Here is a 20,004-nt window from a genome sequence, read left to right as displayed (position 1 = left end):
GCGCTGGTACGCGCCGACGCTGCCGTGCTGGTGGCGGGCGCGCGGGCAGGTGCAGTCGCGGCGGCCGCGTGGTGGGGCGGCTGTCACTGTGGTCGCTTCCCGGAGAAGTCGACGTCCTTGACGTTCCCACCGTTCGCGGTGCGGGCGGCGCCGGCCGCACCCTGGTCCGCACGCTCCCTGTCTTCTGCTTCCTGCTCGAGCGCGAGCCGCTGCTGGCCCTCGACCTCGTCCTTCTTGCGCTGCAGCTCCTCGGCCGCCTCGGCAAGCAGCTTCCCGGCGAGCTCCCCGTCGACCGCGGTGATCTGCGACGCCTTGACGGTGTGGACGCGGGTGAGGATGCCGTCCTTGTCGACGTGGTTGATCTGGGAGACGTCGCCAGCGAGGACGTAGAACACCTCGTCGCCGAGGTGCAGCGCCTTGGGTTCGACCTTGAGTGCTTCGGAGAGGCCGTCGCCGGCGTTCGTGATGCGGACGGTGGCGCCGTGGACGTCCTGCTGCTCGAACTGGGGCAGCACGGGCTTGTTCTTCTTGCTGGTCGTGGCGGTCATGGCTAGATCCCTTCGGGTGTGGCGGCGGCCGTCTCGGGTGAGGCGGGTCGTATGGCTGATCGCATGAGCGCCTCGAAGTCGTGGCGGCACTCGGGACAGGTGAGCGGGCCAACGAGCCGCTGCTCGTGGGCGCCTTCGTAGTGCTCGCGGAGGCGCAGGGCGGACTCGTAGGCGTTCGCAGCGGCGTCGAATGCTGCCGCGAGAGGGTCGGGGCCCCAGCCTTGAATCTCGGGCTCGGACTCGTGCAGGCCCACCTCGACGCACCACGGACCGTCGGCCTCGTCGTGGTCTGGGATGTACGCGGCGGTCGCGCTGATCTGCAGACGCAGCCTGTCGTCCTGATCTGGCGCGGCGTCGGGTTTGGTGTTGGTCATCGCTCCCCCGTCCGTGGTCGGTTGATCTGGCAGCCGCACGAGCGGCGGCACACGGTGTCGGGGTGCGCAGGATGCCCGCAGCGGCAGTCGGTCATCGCAACGGCTCCGTGCTTGAGCACAGGTGGGGTATGGGCCGCCCGCAGGGGATGCAGGTGCCAGGCCGGTTCGCGGCGTTGACCGCGAATGCAACGTGCGGCGCGCACAGCAGCGCGAAGTCGCCGACGTGGCAGCTTGGGCACCAGGTACGCACGATGACCTCGGCAGGGTTTGTGCATCGCGGTCGGCTTGGCCGTACACGGACGAGCGCGCGGCCGTCCGCCGTCGCATCGCAGGGTGGCTGCAGCTCGTCGCGGGTGCGCTGGTCGAGGTCGACGTCAGGAAGAACGGAGGTGCCGCCGGTCCCCGCGTGCGCTACGGGGCCGGCGACCTTTCCTCTATGACGGACCGTCACGGGGCCGGTCAGATCGGCTCCGGCCGCCGGGCGGGGCTTGTGGCGCACACCCGCACTACCTCCCGTGAGCGACGGTCCTAGTGGTGGCTTCATGCGTCAGCGCCGATGCAGTCCGGGGTGGGGACGTACGGGCGCATCGGCCACGACGGGTCGACGTGCTCGTCCTTGCCCTGCCGCCGCAGGTAGTCCTGAAACCCGACGGCCCAGTCGGCGCGCCACGCCTTCTGCAACGCGTTCACCCGCGACAGGTCGGCCAGCTCGGCCGGGTAGACCTGCGCGAGCCGCCACGCCAGCCGCGCCGCGGCGATCGCGTCACCCGAGCTGGTGTGCGCGTCCTCGAGCCGCACGCCGTAGTGCTGGCACGTCGCGGTGAGGGTGCGGCTGCCGCGCCGGTACCGGTCGAGCGCCTTGTCGATGCAGAACGGGTCGATGACCGGGCCGACGACGTCAGAAACGGCGACGCCGCAGTGTCGGCGCAGCTCCCGGTCGAGGACGGTGAGGTCGTAGGCGGCGTTGTAGATGATGACGGGCTTGCCGCCGGTCCACGCCTGGTCGAGCTCGGTGAGGATCTGCGCCGCTGCGGTGGCGGGTTCGTCGCCGCACGCCTTGGCGTGCAGGGTGGTGACGCCGTGGACCGCGGTCGCCTCCTCGGGGATGTCGACGCCGGGGTTGACGAGCCACTCGCGGGTGCGCACGTCGTCGCCGTCGATGTGGACGATCGAGGCGGTGACGATGCGGGCGGTCTCAACGTCGACGCCGGTGGTCTCGAGGTCGAACGCCGTCATCGGGCCGGTGTGCCAGCTCACGAGGCACCCGCCATCTCGTGCAGCGCGTCGTCGTGCTCCTGGGTGCCGTCAGCACCGCAGATCGGGCACGGGTCGGAGTCGCCGGGCGGGATGCTCGCCGGTGCGCGCCCGTTGGCCTGCGCCCGCTCGCCGGTCCTCGGCTTGCCGCCGGAGATCTCGTCGGCGGTCACCTTGTCGTCGGGGAACTCGTCCTCGCGCTGTGTCTCCCCGTTGCGGATCGACTTCCCGACGACGGTGAGGGTCGCGACGTCGTGCGCGTTCCAGTTCCCTTGATCGCGGCCGATCTTGCGTTCGAGCTGGTCGACGGCGATCCCGAGACCCTCGAACGCGCGGACGGTGTCGGCGATGCGCTGAGGGAGCGACTTCTCGCCGCCGTTCTCGAGGGTGGCGCGGCAGCGGTCCTGCGCCTCTTCGGTGAACCACTTCGGGAGGATCGCGAAGATCTGCTCACGCAGCCGGCGGGCGCCGTTGTTGGCGTTGTTCTCGTAGATGTCGCGCATGTCGGTCAGGGCCTTGACGCCCTGCCGGGTGTCGCGGCCGTGCTTGACAATGAACGTGGTGGTGGCGCGGGTGTTGGTCTGCACGTCCCACGCGAACGCGATCATCTCCGACTCGCCCTTGGCGTCGTCGCGGCGCAGCTCGGCGATGCCGTACTGCATGTTGCCCCAGCAGCGGGCGAGCTCGCGGGCGAGGTGGACGGACGGGCCGGTGATCTGTCCGCTGCCGCGGGAGTAGCGGAAGAACGCCCGCTCGGCGAGACCCTTCTGCGCGCACGAGTCACGCATCTGCGCGACAGCGGTGGCGGTCGAGCGGGGGCACTGCTGGGCGACGACGATCGCGCCCTGGACCTCGGCGACCGCGCGGGCCTGCTCGACGGCGGTGGCCTGTCCGATCGCGTCGGCCTGGCGGGCGGCCGGGGTGGTGGGTTCGTACTCGGTGATGTCGGTCATGACTGCAAGTCCTGTTCGTAGCGCCTCTCGTACCAGGCAGGCAGGGAGGCGATTTCGACGTCGGCTGAGTAGCCGGGCCAGATGCCGGTGCGGTCGCACTCGGCGTAGATGTCGATCGCGCGTCGGTTCAGCAGCGCGCCGATGGCGGTGGCGGTGTGGTCGAGCTGGATGACGTTCACCAGGTAGGGCGGTGTCTTCTCGACGGCGACGAACACGAACACTGGTCGCTCGCCGAGCTCGAGGGCGGTGACGCCGTCGAGGTAGTACGGGCCCTGCTGGTGGTAGCCGTAGCTCATGGCCGACCGGGCGAACTCGTCACGCTGCGCGGACTTGCACGTCTTGAGGTCGGGGATGATGAGCCGCCGGCCGGTCTGCTCTGGCAGCCAGTCGAGGCGCGCGCGGCGGTGCACGCCGGTTCGCTCGTCGGTCCAGAACAGCGACGCCTCGGCCTGCCCGGTGCCGGGCTCGAACAGACGCCCGGCGATGGGGTGCGCGCGGACTGAGGCGACCATCGCCAGCACGACGTCGTGCTCGTGGGCGAGGATCGGGACAGCGCCGCGGGCGCGGATCTCATCGCGCTGCACCTTGGCCGACTTCGTCATCCAGTTGTCGGCGTCGACGCGGACGATCTCCGGGCCGCCGCCGAGGATGGCGTCGTGGACGGCATGGCCGGTGTCGAACGCGCGCGTCGACTCGGGCGGGTGCTGCCGCTCGTACTGAAACAGCGCGGGGCAGGACGGCTCGAGCAGCTTCCGCGCGCCGGTCGACGACAGCGACCCCCCGGGAACCGGGTCGGCGTGGTAGTCGAGGTTGCTGATCTCGTACACGCCGGGCTCGGTGATCACGACCGGGGCGGCGGCCGGCTCGGCGGTCATCGGGTCCACCGCCGGAGCAGGGTGAAGCCTTCGCGGGTGGCGGCGCGGCGGGCCAGCCGCTTGGCCAGGACGTCCGGTCCGCGCTTGGCGGCGTTCAGATCCCCGGCCGTGCGGCTGATCAGGTAGGCGTCGCGCTGGAGGCGGCGCAGGAAGCTGCTCATCGGTGGGCCTCCCGGGTGGGGGTCCAGCCGTTGTCGCCGTTGTCGCGGAACGACGGGCGGGCGGCATCGGTGAGCGCGGCCTGCACCTCGGCGCGGCGGCGGATCTCCGCAGACCGCTGCATCCACGACGCGAGACCGGCGGTCGACAGGACAGCCACGACGAGACGGCGGGCGCGCTTCATGACGGCTGCCCGTAGGTGTCGGGCTCGAACACCCGGGCGGCGTTCGCGTGAGTCGCGCCGACCGCAGTGGCGGTGGCCAGCGCGAGCGTCGCGTGGACCTGAGCAGCTGCGATCGCGTTGGCCACGATCCGGTGCTCGTCGTCGATCAGCACCTCGTCGGCGCTCGTGACGCTGGCCAACAGCCGCTCGGCCATCTCGAAATGATCAGGACCGTTCATCGGGGCACCTCCGTGTGGTCGACGACGGCGTCGGCGCGCGGCGGGGTCAGGCCCCATACGTGGACGACGTCGTCGGTCTGCCGCCAGCCGGAGCACCAGCAGGCTTCGCAGTTGTCGGTGCCGTCGTCTTGGACCGGGTGCCGGCCGACGGCGTGGCCGCAGTCGCACGAGAACGGCGCCTCGTCGATGAGGCGGCCAGCTGCGCGCAACTGGTCGCGGCCCCACAGCAGCAACGCACCGGCACCGCCGACCGCCAGGACCAGCGTCAGCGTGACGATGACGGCGGTCATGACGCGACCTGGCCGTCTTCGATGACGACGCCGACCTGCCCGGACTCATCAACTCGTTCGATCCAGACCTGGTAGTCCTGCTCGGCGGCCATCTGCTCGATGAGCTGCATGTTGTCGCTGTCGAGCAGGGACCCGTCGGTAATGCGGACTACGCGAATCTGAGGGTTCATCGCCATGGCCATGGCCAACGAGACGCGCAACTGCTCAGCGGCGCTGCACTGCTTGAACGGCACGTCGCGATAGGTGACGCCGGTGTCGTCGAACGCAAGCCCTTCGATGGGCATGGCGGCCGCGGCGATCGCAGCGGTCTTTCGCCTGTCGAGGTCGGCGATCTGCCCGGACAGTGCGTCGTAGGCCGCCCTGGTCTCGGCCAGGTGAGCCGCGACGTCGGCGCGCTCGCGGGCGGCCCGCACGGCACGGTTCACTTCGTCGGCCTCGGAGAGCTGCTTCTCGATCGCCTCGACATCGGGCAGGTTGTGGTCCTGCTCGACGGCCCGAGTCGCGTGTTCAAGCTCGCCGATGTGATCGGTCAGCGTGGCGCGCGCGGCCGCGAGCTGCTGCTCGAGGTGCGCTACGTCCTGCTGGTCTCGGTCGACGGCGGCTGCGAACGACTGCTGGCGGCGGACGAGTTGCTGGTGCTCGTCCGCGGCGGCGCGGCCCGCGCGGTGCCGAGCGAGTAGGTCGGCAACGTTGACCTCGTCCTTCGGGACGTCGTCCGCGGGCTGAGCCATGCTGGCGAGCTGGCCTTCGAGCTGCTTGCCGGCGCGGCCGATGGTGGTGCGCTCGTCGTAGAGGTCCTGCCGCTGGCCGGCCAGCTTGACCGGATCGAAGGGCAGGTCGACCAGCTCAAGCAACGATGCCAGCTGGGTGCGGTCGTCCTGCTGCGCAAACGCGAGCGGGTCGAAGGACAGCCGGCCGACAAGGTTGTCCAGCATCGACTGTGGCGACCGGTAGGAAGCGCCCTCGGCGTTGTCGACGCGCAGCGTGGACTTGCCGCTCGCGTTCCAAGTGCGGGTGACGCGCAGCTCTCCGAGGTCGAGCCGTACCTCGGCGTGGTCCTGGCCATCACGGATGGGCTTGGTCGTGCCCCTCGCGGCCGGACCGCCACCAAGCGCGAACCAGATTGAGTCGAGAACAGACGTCTTGCCCTGCCCGTTCTTGCCCGCGATCACGACCGTGTTGCCGTCCGGGGTGATCTCGACCGCGACGAGCCTCTTGATGTTCTCGGCCTGCAGCCTGACGATCTTCATGCCGCCACCGCCTGGGTGTGCAGCGACGCGACGAGCTGGGCGCTGACGAGCGCCTCGGCCCGCAGCTGGTCCCGCAGCTCCTCGCACACGCTGATCGACGACAGCGCCGCCACCCGATGCCCGTAATAGTCGGCCAGCACCTCCGACGGGTTCTCGGAGTCCAAGCGCTCGATCCAGTTCAGCTGCGTCGCGAGGTCGATTACCGTGTCGGCCTGCTGGCCGAACACCTGGCAGGCGGCGTCGTGCACCGCGTCGTTGTCGAGGTCCTCACGCAGGTACGCGAGCGACAGCACCGCCTTCACCGCGGCCGGCTCGTCGCCGTCCAGCCACCAGTGCAGCGGGTTCGTGGTCTTCTCGGTCATACTCATGTCGATCGACTCCAATCAGTCGGTCACGGGACGGTCCGGCGTGACAGCGCCGGGCCGTCGCTACTTGTGGGTGGTGGTGCGCCGTCCGCCAGCAACCCCCCGCGGGAGCTGGCGAACGGCAGTCAGGTGGCGGTCCGGCTCGCGCTGCTGCTGCAGCCACGCCTCGACCTCCGACCAGCGGAACAGCACGCGGCCGCCAAGGCGGTAGCCCTTCGGCCCCCGGCCGTGCTTGCGCCAGTCGTAGAACGTCTGCAATGGAGTGCCGAGACGCTCAGCGGTGTCACGCGCCGACATCAACGGCTCCTCCGAAACCGGCCGCTGACTCATGCCGGCACCTCGGTGGGCTCGTTCAGGAAGTAGCCCTCCGGGACGATGGCAGCCTGCGGTGCGTTGTAGATCGCCGCGAACCGCGCGCACAGCACGGGTGTCAGCGGCTTGCGACCGGCCTCGATGTTCACGAGGTACGACCGCGAGATGGGCACGCGGTTTGCCGCCTCATCGGGCTTGAGTCCCGACTTCTCCCGAAGCACCTTCAGAGTTGCTCCGACACGTACCTGTTCCTGCGCCGCACTCTGCGGGACCGGGTTCCTTGGCATGACCAGAACTCTAGGGAACTTTGGGGAACAACGCAAGGTGTTCCCGAGAAACTCTCGCAAGGTCAACGATTACGGGGGATTTTGTTCCCGCCTGTTGTAACTACAGACCGGTGTTTCCGGACAAAACTGCCTCGCTGTTCAGGAACGGAAATTTGCTGTTCCCTTTGGTTCCCGGAAACACTTCAACCCATGAGAGCGAGATCGCCACCATGACCGAGTCCTCGGGTCGCGACCGTGCCCGACAGGCGGTCGCGGCCCAGATGAGCGCATTCGACTGGAACACCAGCGACCTCGCACGCAACGCAGCGGTGGACGTCGGCACGGTTGGCGACTTTCTGAACGGCAGCCGCTGGCCCCAATCCGCCACACGCAGCAAGCTCGCCCGAGCTCTCAGCTGGACGTCCGAAAGCATCGACCTCATCGTGCGCGGAGACGACCCGCGACAGGACGACACGGAAACTGTCGGTGACGCGCCGCAAGATGACGCCGTGCTCGCGTCGCTGCCAGCCGAGGCCCTCGAGGGGCTTGGGGCGGCAGAACGAGCCGAGGTGATAGCCGCAGCGAAACTGAGTGCCCTCCAGACGGCACGCGCGATACGGAGGCGACTGGACGATGAGCGATGACCGGTACAACCCCTGGCTCGACGCGGCACGCCGCTACCCGCTCGTCCACATCGAGTGGCACCCGATCGCGCCTCTGCACGCCGCCTGGTGCCCGTCGACCGACGTGATCCTCGTCGACGAGTCGATCAGCAAGGCGGAACGGCGGTGCGCCCTCGCGCACGAGCTGGCCCACATGGACGCCGGCGACACCGGCACCAGCGTCTGCTGGTTCGAGTCACGCATGGAATCCGCGGCGGACAAGCTAGCCGCACGACGGCTCGTTGACGCCCACCAGCTCGCCGAGGTGGTGCGGTGGGCGCAAGACGGCCGCGAGGTCGCAGCCGAGCTCGATGTCACCCCCACGTTCCTGAAGCTGCGGTGGCGCTGGATGGCGCCGTGGGAACGCGCGCTGACATGGCGCGCCGTGAGTATGAAAGAGGCGGCGGCGTGAGACTTAGACGCGGCGCTGTCGGCATGCTGGTCGCGCTGCTAGCAATTGTTCCGGCCGCTGGCTGCAGCTCGGAGTCGACCAAATCCAAGATGCTGCACCAGATGCACAAGATCACGCCGAACACGCCCGACGATGACATCGTGTCCGACGCCGACGTCGCATGCGGCAACTCAGCGAGCGCGGCTCGTAAGAAGCTGTTTGACGACTCGGCGGCAGCAGTCAACGGCGTCAACGGACTGTCGTCCGGGCCCCCGCCCTCGGCCGCGCTGATGTGGTACGTCAACCGCTTGCTGACCGTCGTGCACTCCACGCACTACTGCTAAGAGCGCCGTATGTGTACAACCGAACGAGGAACAGTGACATGAAATGTGCGCGCGAGGGCTGTCCGGTTCCCGTAACGGTCGAGGGTCAGTTGTGCTCGGTGCACCGAGCACAGCAGAGTGCATCCGCTCCGACTGCTGGCGGCGACAGCGCTGCAGCGGCGAAACCTCGGCACGCCTATCGCAACCCTCTTGTGGCCGTCGCGCTGGTCGCCATCGTGATCATCTTGTATCTCGTAGGGAAGTCTTCAGACAAGTCGACCTCGGGTGACGGCGGATATGCGGGGTGGCGAACCTCGATTACGAACACGACGTGTGTGCAGTGGGACGACGACATGACCGGCGCGCAACGGTTCGCCATGTCGCAGGAAATGATTCGACGCCTGGATGCGAAGGACAAGTCCGACGACTACGCCCGCTCGTTCGTCGGCGACGTAACGAATGCATGCCAGCCGCGGGTTGACACGGTAGGCGACATCGCAGCAGGAATCGCCACAATCGCGACTGGCGACTTCAACTAGCCATGCCGCATATTCAGCGTCGGCGGGGGAAGCGTGGCGTCTCTTACCGGGTCCGATATGTCGACCCGGCGGGTGTTGAGCGGTCGCGGAGTTTCGCGCGGAAGGCGGAGGCGGAGGACTTCTCGACGTCGGTGCGGCACCAGGTGCGCTCGAGCACGTACGTGGATCCGGCGGCGGGGCAGCAGACCGTTGAGGCGTACCTCGAGGCGTGGCGGGAGCAGCAGGCGCATCACCGGCCAGGGACGGCCGCGTCGACCCGCACCCGGTTCCGGACCATGGTCTACCCCTACCTGGGGGCGACACCGCTCGCGTCCGTGATGCCGTCGACGGTGCGGACGTGGCAGGCGGACCTGCTGCGCGCCGGCTACTCCCCCAGCACGGTGAAGGGTGTCCGCGGCCAGGTCGCCGGGGCGTTCCTCGACGCCATCCGGGACCGGATCCTCACCGGGTCGCCGTTCGACGGGGTGAAGGCGCCAGAGGTGGTCAGCGAGGAGATCGTGCCCCTCACCGTCGGGCAGGTCCGCGCCGGCGAACGCGCGACACCCGACCGGTACCGGGCGCTGATCACGCTCGTCGCCGGGACCGGCGTCCGTGCGTCCGAGGCGTGGGGGCTCACCCGCGACCGGGTCGACCTCGAGGCGGCGACCGTGCGGGTGAACCGGCAGCTGACCGGACGTCGCGGGCCCGAGCCGGTGTTCGGGCCGCCGAAGTCCCGCGCCGGGGTCCGCACTGTGCCGCTGCCCCGGCACGTCGTCGACGCGCTCGGCAAGCACCTCGCCGACTACCCGGCCGAGCCGGGCGAACTCGTCTTTCGGACCGCGCGCGGCACCCCGCTGACCCGGACCGTGTGGGGGAAGGCGTGGCGGCCGGCGGCCGGCGGCGGCCCCGCCGAAGCGATGGGCCTCACCCGGGGTGAGGGGCTGCACCAGCTTCGCCACTTCTACGCGTCGCTGCTGATCGCGGCTGGCCGGTCCCCCCGGGAGGTGCAGGAGCGGCTGGGGCACGCGACGCTCGAGGAGACGCTCCGCACCTACGTCCACCTGTGGCATGCGGCCGACGAGGGCACCCGCGACGCGGTCGACCGAGCGTTCGACGAAACCCCGGAATGACGCCTGCGCGTGGCCGTCATTTGGCCGTCACCGGTGCTCAGATGGCCGTATTTGGCCGTCATTCACTCCCCATCTGCCCCTGCACGGCCCCACGGCTCACCATGCTGCAGCCCAGCACTTACGGGGCCCAGCCCGCATTCTCGGGGCCGGGCGACGGACGAGTCGACCTGTAAGCCGGATCCTGTTCCGCTGTCGAACGACAACGGTGACGGCCATCCATCTAGGCCTGCCGTTGCCGGCAGGCTCGAGCGGTCTACCCGCAGGCTCGGGCGGGCCGCCCTCGAACGCCTGCGCCGGGCCGGCGGACCGGCCCGTTCTTGACCTTGCTCCGGGTGGGGTTTACCGAGCCGCTGCGGTCACCCGCAACGCTGGTGGTCTCTTACACCGCCGTTTCACCCTTACCGGCTCCTGGCGAACCAGGTGCCGGCGGTCTGTTTTCTGTGGCACTGTCCCGCGGGTCGCCCCGGGTTGCCGTTGGCAACCACCCTGCCCTGTGGAGTCCGGACTTTCCTCGGCGCACCCCTGCGGGTGCGACGCGGCCGTCCGGTCGGCTCGTCCGCCGCGCCCGACAGCCTAGCGCCCGCGTCGAGAGTTCTCGCCGATCGGGCCGACGGCCTACGCTCACGCCATGCCCGAACCCACCGGTTCCGAACTCGAGGCCGTGCGCGAACGTCGTCGTCAGCTACGCACGACCTACCTGCGTCCTCGCGGTGAGCGGCCCGCAACGACGACCCACGGCATCCACCACGCGGCGTTCGTCTGCCGCGACGTCGAGGAGACCATCCGCTTCTACCAGGGCTTCCTCGGCATGCCCCTGGTCGAGCTGGTCGAGAACCGTGACTACGCCGGCTCCAGCCACTTCTTCTTCGACCTCGGCAACGACAACCTGCTCGGGTTCTTCGACTTCCCGGGGCTGGACCTCGAGCCGTACCGGGAGACGATCGGCGCGTTGCAACACCTCGCGTTGTCCGTCTCCTCCGAGCAGTTCGACGCCGCCCGGGCCAAGCTCGACGACGCGGGCATCGACTACCTGGGCCCCGACCGCGGCGCCGACGACAGCCTGTACCTGCGCGACCCGAACGGCATGGGTGTCGAGCTCTACCGCGAGGTGCTCGGTCAGTTCGAAGGTGTCGAACTGCTCTGATCTAGGCTCCAGCCGTGCACGGCGTCGCAGCAGAGGTCGTGGCACTGATCCTGCTCGCCGCCTCGCTGGCCTTCGCGGTGGCGCGCCCCCGCGGTCTGAGCGAGAGCGTCGTGGCCGTGCCCGCGGCCGTGCTCGTCGTGGCGCTCGGGATCGTCCCGTGGCACGCGGCCCTGCACGCGCTGCGGGAGATCGGCCCGACGGTCGGCTTCCTCGCCGCCATCCTGGTCTTCGGACATCTCTGCGCCGAGGCCGGCGTGTTCGACTACCTCGGTGCCGTGGCCGCGTCGGCGTCGAAGGGCGACCCGCGCCGACTCCTCGTCCTGGTCGTGATGCTGGCCGCCGGCGTCACCGCCACTCTCACCCTCGACGCGACGGTTGTGCTGCTCACCCCGGTCGTGCTCACGACGACGGCCCGGTTGCGCGTGCCGGCCCGCCCGCACCTGTACGCCTGCACCCGCCTGGCCAACAGCGGATCGCTGCTGCTGCCCGTCTCGAACTTGACCAACCTGCTCGCCTTCACGGCGTCGGGCCTGTCGTTCGGGCACTTCACGGCGCTGATGCTGCTGCCGTGGGTGCTGGTGTGCGTCGCGGAGTGGGGCGGGTTGCGCACGTTCTTCCGCCGCGACCTGCGCGGTACCGGTTCCCGCGCCACCGAGGTCCCCTCTCCCCCGCGCTACGCGCTGGTCGTGCTGGTCGTGACGGTGGCGCTGTTCGTCGTCACGTCCTCGATCGACGTCGCGCCGGCCTGGGCCGCCCTCGTCGGATGCGTCGCACTCCTCGTGCCGCATGCCCGCTCGATCAAGCCGCTGCAGCTGGTCACAGAGGCGTCACCGGGTTTCTGCGTGTTCGTCCTGGCCCTCGCGGTGATCGTGGACGGCGTGACGCGGCACGGCCTGTCCGGCGGGCTGCAGCACCTCGTCCCGTCCGGCAGCTCGTGGCTCGCGCTGCTGGGCCTGGCCACGGTGGCGGCGGCGCTGGCCAACCTGGTGAACAACCTGCCGGCCACGCTGGCCCTGATCCCGATCGTGCACGGGCAACCGGCACTGGTGCTCGCGGTCCTGATCGGCGTCAACATCGGACCCAACGCGACCTACCCCGGGTCGCTGGCCACGTTGCTCTGGCGGCGGCTGCTGCCGGCCGAGGAGAAGCCGAGCGCCGCGCAGTTCCATCGCCTCGGGCTGCTCACCGTCCCTCTGCTGCTCGTCCTCGCCGCCACCGCACTGTGGCTCGGAGTGCGCACCATCGGCGTATGACCCGTCGTTCCGCTCCTGCTGACGCCCAGGTGATCGGCGCGTCAGAGGTGGCTGGTGTCGTTGAACAGCCGCAGCGAGACGGAGTGCACACCCACGTAGTCGATGCGGGACACGCTCGCGGTGTCGAGGTGGATGCGCATCATCGCCGACGGGGGCGCGTCGACGGCCAGGCGGACGAGCGTCTTGATGGGCGTCACGTGCGAGACGAGCAGAACGGTCTGGCCCGCGCGCTCGGCGACGATCGTGTCGCGGGCACGACGCACCCGGCGCGCCAGCGCGGCGAACGACTCGCCACCCGGCGGTGCGACGTCGGGCGACCCGAGCCATGCCGCGAGGCCGTCGGGGTCGGCGGCCCGGGCCTCGGCCATGCTGAGCCCCTCGAACGTCCCGAAGTCCAGCTCCACGAGATCGTCGACGACCTGCACGTCCAGCCCGCGCGGGGCCGCGATGGCCTCGGCCGTCTGCCGCGCCCGGCGCAGCGGCGAGGCCAGCACGACGTCGACGTCGCCGAAGTCCCGCGTGGCCAGCGCGACGGCCTGGGCCGTTCCGACGTCGTTCAGGGGCAGGTCGTTGCGGCCGGAGAAGCGCCGTTCGGCCGAGTGGACGGTGGCGCCGTGCCGGACGAGCAGCACCCGGGTCGCCGGGCCGGTGGGTGGCGTCCAGGACCCGGACGCAGGAGGTGCTGCGGACGCAGCGCGCGACGGTCGTTCGATGCCGGCCGCGCGGTCCATCGCCTCGTTGGCCAACCGGTCGGCGTGCGCGTTCTCGGCGCGCGGAATCCAGGTGTAGTCGACGGCGTCGAAGGTGCGGGCGAGCTCGGCCGCCTGACGTTGCAGCGGTTTCATGGCCGGGTGCTTCACCTGCCAGCGCCCGGACATCTGCTCGACGACCAGCTTGGAGTCCATTCGCACGGCGACGTGCGTCGCGCCCAGCTCCCGCGCCGCGTCCAGCCCGGCGATCAGGCCGCGGTACTCGGCGACGTTGTTGGTCTCGACGCCGATGCCGTCGTTGCGCTCGGCGAGCACCGCGCCGGTCGCGGGGTCGAGCACGGCCGCGCCGTAACCGGCCGGGCCCGGGTTGCCGCGCGACCCGCCGTCGGCCTCGACGACGACGTGGGTGGTCAGAGTCCGGACTCCGACGTGCGGACCAGGATGGCGCGACAGTTCTCGCAGCGCACCACCGCGGCGGGCGCGGCCGCGCGCAGGGCCGACACCTCGCTGCCCGACAGCTCGATGCGGCAGCCCTCGCACCGGCGCTGCCGCAGCATGGCCGCACCGTGCCCACCGCTGGCGCGGGACTTCTCGTACAGCGCGAGCAGGTCGGGGGGCAGGGCGCTCGCGATGGCCGCGCGCTGCGGTTCGCGCTGGCCGATCGCGTCGTCGATCTCACCGAACGAGCTGTCCCGACGGACCTGCAGCTCGCTGACCTCGGCGCGGACGGCCTGCTCGTCAGAGGTCGCCACGCCCAGCGTGGCCCCGGCCTGCTCGGCACGCTCCATGACGTCGAGCAGGTCGTCCTCGAGCGAGGACTGGCGACGGGCCAACGACGCGATCTCGTGCTGCAGGCCCTCGAGCTCGCGCGACGGCAGGCCGCCCGACTGCAGCCGGGCGTCGTCCTTCGCCGCCCGCGTGCGCACGGTGTCCACGTCGTTCTCCAGCCGCCGCTGCTCGAGCTCGATGTCGGCCACGAGGGTCTGCGCGTCGATCACCCGGTTGTTGACCTCGGCCGCGTCCTTCTCCTTCGCGGCGAGCTGCGCGAGTTCGGGCAGCGTGCGTCGGCGGTGCGCGAGCTGGGCCAGCGCGGTGTCGGCGGCCTGCAGGTCGAGCAGACGGAGCTGGTCGGCGGGATCGGCGTTCACGTGCGGTCGGGCTCCTCGGCGTGCGGTCGGGATCAGGGGGTCGGACGCGACGGGGCGTGCACCGTCCACGGGTCGGTGACGAGCCGCGACACCCGCACGTCCACCGTAGTGCCGAAGTGTTCGCGCAGGCGCACGGCGACGGCGTCGAGCCACGGCGCCTCCGTGGCCCAGTGGGCGGCGTCGACCAGCGCCATCGTGCCGGGGCCGCGTTCTGTGACGGCCTCGACGACTGGGTGGTGACGCAGGTCGGCCGTGACGAACGCGTCGGCGCCGCGGCGGCGGGCCTCGTCGGCCAGCGAGCCACCGGACCCGCCGCACACGGCCACCGTGCGGACGGGCCGCTCGGGGTCGCCCGCCGCCCGCACGCCCCACGCGGTCGCCGGCAGCGCGGCCGCCACCTGCTCGGTGAACGCGGAGAGCGCGGTCGCGTCGCGCAGCTCGCCGAGGCGCCCGGTGCCGCGTCGTGACGGCAGCGGCGCCTGGGCCAGCAGGTCGAACGCCGGTTCCTCGTACGGGTGCGCGGCGCGCAGGGCGGCCACGACGTCGGCCCGGACCGTCCTGGGCACCACCATCTCGATGCGCGTCTCCGGGACGCGCGTGAGCTCGTCGATCGAACCGACGGCGGGGCTCGCGCCGGGCAGCGGCCGGAACGTGCCCTCGCCCCGGGTCGTCCACGCGCACCGCTCGTAGTCGCCGAGCCGGCCCGCCCCGGCCGCGGCGAGCGCGTCCGTCACCGCCTCGGCGTCGGCGTGCGGGACGAAGACGACGAGCTTGTCGACGACCTGTTCGTCCTGAGCGTCGAGCGGACGGAGGTCGGTGAGCCCGAGGCGATCGGCCAGCGCGTCCGAGACGCCCGGGTCGGCGACGTCGGCGTTGGTGTGCGCGACGAGGTGCGCGACCCGACCGCGGATCATCCGGTGGACCAGGCCGCCCTTGGGGTCGTCGGCGGGCACCCCGTGGACGCCGCCGAGCAGCAACGGGTGATGGGTGAGCAATAGCCCGGCGCGGTTGTCGACCGCCTCGGCGACGGTCGCCGGTACTGCGTCGACCGCGAGCAGGATGCGGTCGACGCGCTCGGCGGGATCTCCGCAGACCAGACCCACGGCGTCCCACGACTCGGCCCAGCGCGGGTCGAACCAGCCGTCCAGGACGGCTTTCACCTCACCCAGGGTGGGCGCGTTGCCGGGGTCGGACACGACGGCGAACCTACTCCGTGCGTCCGGACTCAAAGCCGGCGCTTCATACCGTCGCGTAGCCTCCGAGACGTCGACCCCGACGAGAGGATGCACATGCTGTTCTTCGACGGGATTCTCGGCGTGGTCGCGTTCGGCGTGTGGGTGTTCTGCATCATCGACGTCGTCATCACCCGCCGCGACCAGGTGCGCACCCTGCCCAAGCTGGCGTGGTTGCTGATCGTGGTGGTGTTCGCAGCCATCGGGGGCATCGCCTGGCTGGTGTTCGGGCGGCCGTGGACGCAGCAGCGCGTACTCGTCGGTGCCGGACGTACCCAGGCGCGTCCGGGCTCGCCCGACGACGACGAGGAGTTCCTCGCGACCCTGGACGCGCGGATGCGCGAGCAGCGCCGGGCCCGCGAGCAGGAGCGCGACGACCCGGAGGCCTGACGGACCGAGCCGTATCGGCCGTGCCGCGTCGACCCAGCCGCGTCGACCCTGCCGCGTCAGCCCTGGAAGTAGATCCGCGCGACGGTCTCGGCGACGCACGCCGGCTTGTCGGTGCCCTCGATGTGCAGGGTCACGACGGTGACGACCTGGGCCGACCGCTCGTCGAGCCGGTCGACGGTGGCCATCGAACTGGTGGCCCGGAGCCGGCTGCCGACGGGCACCGGGGCGGGGAAGCGCACCTTGTTCAATCCGTAGTTGACCGCCATCGCGACGTTGCGCACCTCGCGCAGCGAGGCGACGAAGTACGGCACGAGCGACAGGGTCAGGTACCCGTGGGCGACGGTGCGGCCGAACGGGCCCTTGGCCGCGCGCTCGGCGTCGAGATGTATCCACTGGTGGTCGTTCGTGGCGTCGGCGAAGGCGTTGACGCGTTCCTGGTCGACCTCGAACCACTCGCCGGGCCCGACCTCGACGCCGATCCCGGCCTCAAGGTCCTCGATGCTGCCGTACGTCGCCAGTGCCACGATGCGTCCTCTCCTCGGGTGTCGTCCCGACCGTAGCGACACGACAACGGCCCGGACCATGAGGCCCGGGCCGTCGCGGTGACGCTGTTGCCGTGCTGGTGCTGCCGAACGGTCACGGCAGAACGAGCTTCTGACCGATGTGCAGGACGTTCGGGTTGTGCAGGTGCTTCTTGTTGGCCCGGTACAGGGCCTTCCAGCCACCGTGCACGTGGTGCTTGCTGGCCAGGCGGCTGAGCGTGTCGCCGCGGTGCACCGTGATCGTGCCGTGGTGCGAGGCGCGCGACTTGTGGGTGGTCGCGTGCTTCTTGGCGACGTGCTTGTGCTTCGACGCGGCGCGGACGGTGCCGCTGCCGTTCATGCCGTCGCCGGCGTCCGCGGGCAGGTGTGCGCCGGTGGCGTGACCGCTCGACTTGGACAGGCCGGCACGCGGGCCGCAGACCGGCCAGGCGCCCGGACCCTGCTTCTTCAGCACGCGACGGGCGACCTGGATCTGCTCACCGCGGGTGGCGCGGTCAGCTCGGCCGGCGTACTTGCCGCCGTTGTAGGCCTTCCAGGTGTGCGAGTCGAACTGCAGCCCGCCGTAGTAGCCGTTGCCGGTGTGGATGTGCCAGTTCTGGGTGCTCTCGCACTTCGCGACGCGGTCCCAGACGGTGTGGTGCGCGGACGACGCCTCGGCGGTGCCCGCGAAGGCGGTGGTGGCCACCGCGGCGGCCCCGACGGAGCTCGCGAGCACCGTCACCGAACGGCGGACGCCGCCGGTGGAGGGCTCGGGGACTGCGCTGTGCCGAGGCACGTAGGAACGTGATGCCATGAAGGTGTTTGCCTTTCCCGACGGCGCCTGGCGCCGTGCTTTCGGATCGTTCCCCGTCGTCGTGGGGCTCGGTGCCTGCCACTGACGAGCGGTCGCCGCCCCGAAGGGGTGTTCGTGGCGACCTGTGTTCAGCTATCGGGGATCCCGGGTCGGCCCCGGCGCGGCCCTCCTGGTTCGGAGCCGGCACGTCGCACCATCCCTGCCCGGTGCGGCGAGCCTCCGGTGTGGAGGGCCCGCGGCCTGCCGACGACGGTGACATATAGGCAACGATTAAGCAAAAAAGGTTGCCCGCGTCATGTGGACGGGTGTATCCGCCTCGCGCGCCCTTTACCGAGCTGAGCGCGATGGTGGGCGTTACTGGGATCGAACCAGTGACCGCTCGGGTGTAAACCGAGTGCTCTCCCGCTGAGCTAAACGCCCCCTCAGCACGGCCCTGCCGCGCCCGCCGAGGGTACAGGCCACCGACGACGGGGCTCAGCGCCCGCGACCGGGGCCCTTGCCGCTCCCGTCGGTGTGCGGCCTGTCCGGCGGGGGGTCGACCGGATCGGCGTCGATCACCCGGGGTGACGTTCGGGTCTCGTCCGGTGCGCCGCGACGATCGGTCGACGACGCGTGCGGTGCGTCGGGCGTCCCCTCGGGGATCCGCCCGTCGGCCATGGCCAGCGACCACAGGTAGTCGTTGTACGAGCCGTGGTAGGTGTCCCCGCTGCGGTGCGGTGTGACGTCGCTGTCCGGGCCCGCCGGCTCGCGCAGGACCGGTGCCCGACGCACGGCGTCCGGGTCCGGTCGCGGACCCAGGGAACGTCCGTACCGGTCGGCCAACCGCTCGGCGCGCTGCCACTGCGCCTCCGCCCCGGCGCGCGCGAGCTCAGCACGCTGTCGCACCATCGGCGAGAGGTCCGGCCCGGGGTCGGCCCCGCCGCCCGGCAGCGCTGGGCGGGCCGCGTCCGACGATGCAGCCCGTGCCGCCAGGTCGAACTCGACGTCGTCGTCGTCGAGACCGAGGAAGCGTTTGCGAGCTTCTTTCGCATCGGCCCGGGCGAACACGAACGGTGCGAGCAGCGCCAGCACGGCGAAGACGTACCACTGGATGACGTAGGACAGCAGCTGCAGCTCACCGGCGCCGCCGGTCGGGTTGGACAGGTCCGGGGCGGGCAGGGCGTTCAGGCCGGCGGTGCCCGGCTGGCCGCGCAACGAGGTGAGGTAGGTCTGGAACACCGGCGCGCCGAGGCGGGCTGCCTGGCGGCTCGGGTTCACCGCCGTGATCTCCTCCCGGGGCAGCTGGCCGGCGTGGTCCGTACCGTTCGAGACGGTCTGCAGTCGCCCCTGCAGCGTGACCGGTCCGCTCGGCGGTCCCGGGATCGCGGCCGGGCGCGTCTCGTCCGCGGTCGCGGCGACGAACCCCCGGCCCACCAGCACGATCCCCGCCGCGGTGCGGAGCGGCGTCAGCACCAGGAACCCGCGCCGGCCGCCCTGCGACTGGTCGTCGAGGTATTGCTGACCCGCGGCCTCGAACGTGCCCCGGACCGTCACCGTGCAGTACCGGATCGCGAGGGCCCCCGGCGCATCACCCCGGCCGGTGAGCGGGACCAGACCGGTCGTCAGCGGCACGGGCGCGGAGTGCGCGTTCGAGCGCAGCACACCGTTGTCGTGGCGCTTCTCGTGGAAGCGGTGCAGCTCGAAGGTGCCCGCCCCGACGCAGCCGAGGGCCAGCACCAGCATGATCGCGGCCAGCGTCGCGTAGCGCGGCTGGCGAAGCGTCCAGACCATGGCGCGCAGCACGACTTCAGCGTACGTGCGGCCGGCCCGGACCCGGGCTCGCGCTCAGAGGGCGCTGATCGCCGCCTGCCAGGCCGACGCGTCGCGGCCGTCGCCCGGGCCGTTGACCTCGGCGAAGCGCACGATGCCGTCCTTGTCGACGAGGAAGGTGCCCCGCATGGCCATGCCGCCCCCGTCGTGGAACGAGCCGTAGGCCTGGGCCACCGCACCGTGCGGCCAGAAGTCCGACAGCAGCGGGAAGTCGAAGCCCTCGCGCTCGCTGAACACCTTGTGCGTGTACGGCGAGTCGACGCTGATCGTCACGACCTGCACGTCGTCGTTCTGGAAGGTGTCGAGCTCGTCGCGAACGCGGGTCAGTTCGCCGGTGCAGATGCCGGTGAACGCGAAGGGGTAGAAGACGATCAGCACCGCCTTCTCACCGCGGAACGAGGAAAGCGTGACCTCCTCGTTGTTCTGGTCCTTCAGCGTGAAGTCGGGGGCCTTGTCGCCGACGGCGGGCGCGGTCATCGTTTTCCTCCGGAGGACTTGCGGCCCACGAGGCGAGCGGCCGACCAGGCGTCGCCGGCGGTGGCGATCGAGGTCTGCGACAGGCCCGCGATGGACGCAGCCTCCGCGATGTCGGACGGCTCGACGTAGTTGCCGCGGCCCCGCTTCGGGGTCAGCAGCCAGATGTAGCCGTCGTCGGCCAGCGGGGAGATCGAGTCGACCAGGACGTCGACCAGGTCGTCGTCACCGTCGCGATACCAGAGCAGGACCACGTCGACGACCTCGTCGGTGTCCTCGTCCTCCAGGTCGTTGCCGATCAGATCCGCGACGCTGTCCCGCACGTCGTCGTCCACGTCGTCGTCGTAGCCGGACTCCATGACGATCATGCCGGGCTTCAGTCCCAGGTGCTCGGCGATTCCCGGTCCGTTGCCGGACGGGGCGGTCGGGCTCACGAC

29 protein-coding genes, 1 tRNA gene and 1 other RNA gene are annotated in these 20,004 nt (G+C 70.7%); 8 read left to right on the top strand and 23 right to left on the bottom strand.

Annotated features, from left to right (window positions below; translation table 11 throughout):
• Nucleotides 1-83: 83 nt before the first annotated feature.
• From ACFFCA_RS07265 to ACFFCA_RS07205, 13 genes are all read right to left on the bottom strand, one after another.
• The gene (locus tag ACFFCA_RS07265) at nucleotides 84-548 is read right to left on the bottom strand and encodes a hypothetical protein (protein WP_375483263.1); all 465 of its coding nucleotides are present in this window, start codon (nucleotides 546-548) and stop codon (nucleotides 84-86) included.
• 2 nt (nucleotides 549-550) lie between these two features.
• Nucleotides 551-973 (bottom strand): hypothetical protein, encoded by a 423-nt coding sequence (locus ACFFCA_RS07260; protein WP_375483261.1) that lies wholly within the window; start codon nucleotides 971-973, stop codon nucleotides 551-553.
• A 489-nt stretch (nucleotides 974-1,462) separates the two neighbouring features.
• Nucleotides 1,463-2,179 carry an exonuclease domain-containing protein gene (locus tag ACFFCA_RS07255; protein ID WP_375483259.1) on the bottom strand — a complete coding sequence of 239 codons (717 nt, stop codon included), beginning with the start codon at nucleotides 2,177-2,179 and terminating at the stop codon, nucleotides 1,463-1,465.
• A complete protein-coding gene (locus ACFFCA_RS07250) occupies nucleotides 2,176-3,129 on the bottom strand; it encodes a hypothetical protein (protein WP_375483257.1) in 954 nt (317 codons plus the stop codon). Before ACFFCA_RS07250 ends, ACFFCA_RS07255 begins: the two co-directional genes overlap by 4 nt.
• Nucleotides 3,126-4,004, bottom strand: a complete 879-nt coding sequence (locus ACFFCA_RS07245; RefSeq protein WP_375483255.1) for a PD-(D/E)XK nuclease-like domain-containing protein — start codon at nucleotides 4,002-4,004, stop codon at nucleotides 3,126-3,128. Before ACFFCA_RS07245 ends, ACFFCA_RS07250 begins: the two co-directional genes overlap by 4 nt.
• Complete coding sequence (locus ACFFCA_RS07240) at nucleotides 4,001-4,165, bottom strand: hypothetical protein (protein ID WP_375483253.1); 165 nt, start codon at nucleotides 4,163-4,165, stop codon at nucleotides 4,001-4,003. Before ACFFCA_RS07240 ends, ACFFCA_RS07245 begins: the two co-directional genes overlap by 4 nt.
• Nucleotides 4,162-4,347 carry a hypothetical protein gene (locus ACFFCA_RS07235; protein WP_375483251.1) on the bottom strand — a complete coding sequence of 62 codons (186 nt, stop codon included), beginning with the start codon at nucleotides 4,345-4,347 and terminating at the stop codon, nucleotides 4,162-4,164. Before ACFFCA_RS07235 ends, ACFFCA_RS07240 begins: the two co-directional genes overlap by 4 nt.
• Nucleotides 4,344-4,565: a hypothetical protein gene (locus tag ACFFCA_RS07230; RefSeq protein ID WP_375483249.1), complete on the bottom strand. Its 222-nt coding sequence runs from the start codon at nucleotides 4,563-4,565 to the stop codon at nucleotides 4,344-4,346. The genes ACFFCA_RS07235 and ACFFCA_RS07230 overlap by 4 nt, the downstream gene beginning before the upstream one ends.
• On the bottom strand, nucleotides 4,562-4,855 hold the full coding sequence (locus ACFFCA_RS07225; RefSeq protein ID WP_375483247.1) for a hypothetical protein: 294 nt from the start codon (nucleotides 4,853-4,855) through the stop codon (nucleotides 4,562-4,564). The genes ACFFCA_RS07230 and ACFFCA_RS07225 overlap by 4 nt, the downstream gene beginning before the upstream one ends.
• Entirely contained in the window at nucleotides 4,852-6,105 is a 1,254-nt protein-coding gene (locus ACFFCA_RS07220) for an AAA family ATPase (protein WP_375483245.1), read from the bottom strand. The genes ACFFCA_RS07225 and ACFFCA_RS07220 overlap by 4 nt, the downstream gene beginning before the upstream one ends.
• Nucleotides 6,102-6,467, bottom strand: coding sequence for a hypothetical protein (locus ACFFCA_RS07215; RefSeq protein ID WP_375483243.1), 366 nt, complete (start codon nucleotides 6,465-6,467; stop codon nucleotides 6,102-6,104). Before ACFFCA_RS07215 ends, ACFFCA_RS07220 begins: the two co-directional genes overlap by 4 nt.
• A gap of 66 nt (nucleotides 6,468-6,533) precedes the next feature.
• Nucleotides 6,534-6,800: a helix-turn-helix transcriptional regulator gene (locus tag ACFFCA_RS07210; RefSeq protein WP_375483241.1), complete on the bottom strand. Its 267-nt coding sequence runs from the start codon at nucleotides 6,798-6,800 to the stop codon at nucleotides 6,534-6,536.
• A complete protein-coding gene (locus ACFFCA_RS07205) occupies nucleotides 6,797-7,069 on the bottom strand; it encodes a helix-turn-helix domain-containing protein (RefSeq protein WP_375483239.1) in 273 nt (90 codons plus the stop codon). The genes ACFFCA_RS07210 and ACFFCA_RS07205 overlap by 4 nt, the downstream gene beginning before the upstream one ends.
• A 110-nt stretch (nucleotides 7,070-7,179) precedes the next feature.
• On the opposite strand from ACFFCA_RS07205, the gene ACFFCA_RS07200 reads away from it, so the two are divergent.
• From ACFFCA_RS07200 to ACFFCA_RS07180, 5 genes are all read left to right on the top strand, one after another.
• On the top strand, nucleotides 7,180-7,692 hold the full coding sequence (locus ACFFCA_RS07200; RefSeq protein ID WP_375483237.1) for a hypothetical protein: 513 nt from the start codon (nucleotides 7,180-7,182) through the stop codon (nucleotides 7,690-7,692).
• The gene (locus ACFFCA_RS07195; RefSeq protein WP_375483235.1) at nucleotides 7,682-8,122 is read left to right on the top strand and encodes an ImmA/IrrE family metallo-endopeptidase; all 441 of its coding nucleotides are present in this window, start codon (nucleotides 7,682-7,684) and stop codon (nucleotides 8,120-8,122) included. Before ACFFCA_RS07200 ends, ACFFCA_RS07195 begins: the two co-directional genes overlap by 11 nt.
• Before the next feature lie 23 nt (nucleotides 8,123-8,145).
• Nucleotides 8,146-8,445, top strand: a complete 300-nt coding sequence (locus ACFFCA_RS07190; RefSeq protein ID WP_375483233.1) for a hypothetical protein — start codon at nucleotides 8,146-8,148, stop codon at nucleotides 8,443-8,445.
• A 191-nt stretch (nucleotides 8,446-8,636) separates the two neighbouring features.
• Complete coding sequence (locus ACFFCA_RS07185; RefSeq protein ID WP_375483231.1) at nucleotides 8,637-8,963, top strand: hypothetical protein; 327 nt, start codon at nucleotides 8,637-8,639, stop codon at nucleotides 8,961-8,963.
• Between the two features lie 143 nt (nucleotides 8,964-9,106).
• The gene (locus ACFFCA_RS07180; protein ID WP_375483229.1) at nucleotides 9,107-10,072 is read left to right on the top strand and encodes a tyrosine-type recombinase/integrase; all 966 of its coding nucleotides are present in this window, start codon (nucleotides 9,107-9,109) and stop codon (nucleotides 10,070-10,072) included.
• Between the two features lie 154 nt (nucleotides 10,073-10,226).
• Here ACFFCA_RS07180 and rnpB read toward each other — a convergent pair.
• Nucleotides 10,227-10,627, bottom strand: an RNA gene (gene rnpB / locus ACFFCA_RS07175) — RNase P RNA component class A.
• Between the two features lie 73 nt (nucleotides 10,628-10,700).
• Between rnpB and ACFFCA_RS07170 the strand changes: the two genes are divergently transcribed.
• Both ACFFCA_RS07170 and ACFFCA_RS07165 read left to right on the top strand, forming a co-directional pair.
• The gene (locus ACFFCA_RS07170) at nucleotides 10,701-11,216 is read left to right on the top strand and encodes a VOC family protein (RefSeq protein WP_375483227.1); all 516 of its coding nucleotides are present in this window, start codon (nucleotides 10,701-10,703) and stop codon (nucleotides 11,214-11,216) included.
• 14 nt (nucleotides 11,217-11,230) lie between these two features.
• Entirely contained in the window at nucleotides 11,231-12,469 is a 1,239-nt protein-coding gene (locus ACFFCA_RS07165; RefSeq protein WP_375483225.1) for an SLC13 family permease, read from the top strand.
• Nucleotides 12,470-12,510: 41 nt separating this feature from the next.
• Here ACFFCA_RS07165 and ACFFCA_RS07160 read toward each other — a convergent pair whose 3' ends face one another.
• Genes ACFFCA_RS07160 through ACFFCA_RS07150 form a run of 3 tightly spaced genes read right to left on the bottom strand, consistent with a single transcriptional unit; the run spans nucleotide 12,511 to nucleotide 15,523 of the window.
• On the bottom strand, nucleotides 12,511-13,593 hold the full coding sequence (locus ACFFCA_RS07160) for a bifunctional RNase H/acid phosphatase (RefSeq protein ID WP_375483370.1): 1,083 nt from the start codon (nucleotides 13,591-13,593) through the stop codon (nucleotides 12,511-12,513).
• Complete coding sequence (locus ACFFCA_RS07155) at nucleotides 13,590-14,327, bottom strand: zinc ribbon domain-containing protein (protein ID WP_375483223.1); 738 nt, start codon at nucleotides 14,325-14,327, stop codon at nucleotides 13,590-13,592. Before ACFFCA_RS07155 ends, ACFFCA_RS07160 begins: the two co-directional genes overlap by 4 nt.
• A gap of 32 nt (nucleotides 14,328-14,359) precedes the next feature.
• Nucleotides 14,360-15,523, bottom strand: coding sequence for a Nif3-like dinuclear metal center hexameric protein (locus ACFFCA_RS07150; RefSeq protein ID WP_375483221.1), 1,164 nt, complete (start codon nucleotides 15,521-15,523; stop codon nucleotides 14,360-14,362).
• A 93-nt stretch (nucleotides 15,524-15,616) separates the two neighbouring features.
• Between ACFFCA_RS07150 and ACFFCA_RS07145 the strand changes: the two genes are divergently transcribed.
• Nucleotides 15,617-15,949 carry a PLD nuclease N-terminal domain-containing protein gene (locus tag ACFFCA_RS07145; protein ID WP_375483219.1) on the top strand — a complete coding sequence of 111 codons (333 nt, stop codon included), beginning with the start codon at nucleotides 15,617-15,619 and terminating at the stop codon, nucleotides 15,947-15,949.
• Between the two features lie 56 nt (nucleotides 15,950-16,005).
• Here ACFFCA_RS07145 and ACFFCA_RS07140 read toward each other — a convergent pair whose 3' ends face one another.
• The 6 genes from ACFFCA_RS07140 to ACFFCA_RS07115 form a co-directional block, all read right to left on the bottom strand.
• Nucleotides 16,006-16,467, bottom strand: coding sequence for a MaoC family dehydratase (locus ACFFCA_RS07140; protein WP_375483368.1), 462 nt, complete (start codon nucleotides 16,465-16,467; stop codon nucleotides 16,006-16,008).
• 118 nt (nucleotides 16,468-16,585) lie between these two features.
• A complete protein-coding gene (locus ACFFCA_RS07135) occupies nucleotides 16,586-17,284 on the bottom strand; it encodes a transglycosylase family protein (protein ID WP_375483217.1) in 699 nt (232 codons plus the stop codon).
• A gap of 345 nt (nucleotides 17,285-17,629) precedes the next feature.
• Nucleotides 17,630-17,704 (bottom strand) — tRNA-Val (locus tag ACFFCA_RS07130).
• Nucleotides 17,705-17,758: 54 nt separating this feature from the next.
• The gene (locus tag ACFFCA_RS07125; RefSeq protein ID WP_375483215.1) at nucleotides 17,759-19,066 is read right to left on the bottom strand and encodes an SURF1 family protein; all 1,308 of its coding nucleotides are present in this window, start codon (nucleotides 19,064-19,066) and stop codon (nucleotides 17,759-17,761) included.
• Nucleotides 19,067-19,108: 42 nt separating this feature from the next.
• On the bottom strand, nucleotides 19,109-19,570 hold the full coding sequence (locus ACFFCA_RS07120; RefSeq protein WP_375483213.1) for a peroxiredoxin: 462 nt from the start codon (nucleotides 19,568-19,570) through the stop codon (nucleotides 19,109-19,111).
• Nucleotides 19,567-20,001 (bottom strand): DUF3052 domain-containing protein, encoded by a 435-nt coding sequence (locus ACFFCA_RS07115; RefSeq protein WP_375483211.1) that lies wholly within the window; start codon nucleotides 19,999-20,001, stop codon nucleotides 19,567-19,569. Before ACFFCA_RS07115 ends, ACFFCA_RS07120 begins: the two co-directional genes overlap by 4 nt.
• Between the last annotated feature and the right edge of the window lie 3 nt (nucleotides 20,002-20,004).

This window comes from uncultured Jatrophihabitans sp., from assembly GCF_964252635.1.
In the GTDB taxonomy this organism is placed as follows: Bacteria; Actinomycetota; Actinomycetes; order Mycobacteriales; family Jatrophihabitantaceae; genus Jatrophihabitans.
This window is presented reverse-complemented; position numbering and strand designations above follow the sequence as displayed.

Bases quoted from the DNA above. Each gene is read 5' to 3' on its own strand.
- ACFFCA_RS07265 (WP_375483263.1), bottom strand. From the start codon at position 548: ATGACCGCCACGACCAGCAAGAAGAACAAGCCCGTGCTGCCCCAGTTC.
- ACFFCA_RS07250 (WP_375483257.1), bottom strand. From the start codon at position 3,129: ATGACCGACATCACCGAGTACGAACCCACCACCCCGGCCGCCCGCCAG.
- ACFFCA_RS07245 (WP_375483255.1), bottom strand. From the start codon at position 4,004: ATGACCGCCGAGCCGGCCGCCGCCCCGGTCGTGATCACCGAGCCCGGC.
- ACFFCA_RS07240 (WP_375483253.1), bottom strand. From the start codon at position 4,165: ATGAGCAGCTTCCTGCGCCGCCTCCAGCGCGACGCCTACCTGATCAGC.
- ACFFCA_RS07235 (WP_375483251.1), bottom strand. From the start codon at position 4,347: ATGAAGCGCGCCCGCCGTCTCGTCGTGGCTGTCCTGTCGACCGCCGGT.
- ACFFCA_RS07230 (WP_375483249.1), bottom strand. From the start codon at position 4,565: ATGAACGGTCCTGATCATTTCGAGATGGCCGAGCGGCTGTTGGCCAGC.
- ACFFCA_RS07225 (WP_375483247.1), bottom strand. From the start codon at position 4,855: ATGACCGCCGTCATCGTCACGCTGACGCTGGTCCTGGCGGTCGGCGGT.
- ACFFCA_RS07220 (WP_375483245.1), bottom strand. From the start codon at position 6,105: ATGAAGATCGTCAGGCTGCAGGCCGAGAACATCAAGAGGCTCGTCGCG.
- ACFFCA_RS07215 (WP_375483243.1), bottom strand. From the start codon at position 6,467: ATGACCGAGAAGACCACGAACCCGCTGCACTGGTGGCTGGACGGCGAC.
- ACFFCA_RS07210 (WP_375483241.1), bottom strand. From the start codon at position 6,800: ATGAGTCAGCGGCCGGTTTCGGAGGAGCCGTTGATGTCGGCGCGTGAC.
- ACFFCA_RS07205 (WP_375483239.1), bottom strand. From the start codon at position 7,069: ATGCCAAGGAACCCGGTCCCGCAGAGTGCGGCGCAGGAACAGGTACGT.
- ACFFCA_RS07195 (WP_375483235.1), top strand. From the start codon at position 7,682: ATGAGCGATGACCGGTACAACCCCTGGCTCGACGCGGCACGCCGCTAC.
- ACFFCA_RS07190 (WP_375483233.1), top strand. From the start codon at position 8,146: ATGCTGGTCGCGCTGCTAGCAATTGTTCCGGCCGCTGGCTGCAGCTCG.
- ACFFCA_RS07170 (WP_375483227.1), top strand. From the start codon at position 10,701: ATGCCCGAACCCACCGGTTCCGAACTCGAGGCCGTGCGCGAACGTCGT.
- ACFFCA_RS07145 (WP_375483219.1), top strand. From the start codon at position 15,617: ATGCTGTTCTTCGACGGGATTCTCGGCGTGGTCGCGTTCGGCGTGTGG.
- ACFFCA_RS07135 (WP_375483217.1), bottom strand. From the start codon at position 17,284: ATGGCATCACGTTCCTACGTGCCTCGGCACAGCGCAGTCCCCGAGCCC.
- ACFFCA_RS07120 (WP_375483213.1), bottom strand. From the start codon at position 19,570: ATGACCGCGCCCGCCGTCGGCGACAAGGCCCCCGACTTCACGCTGAAG.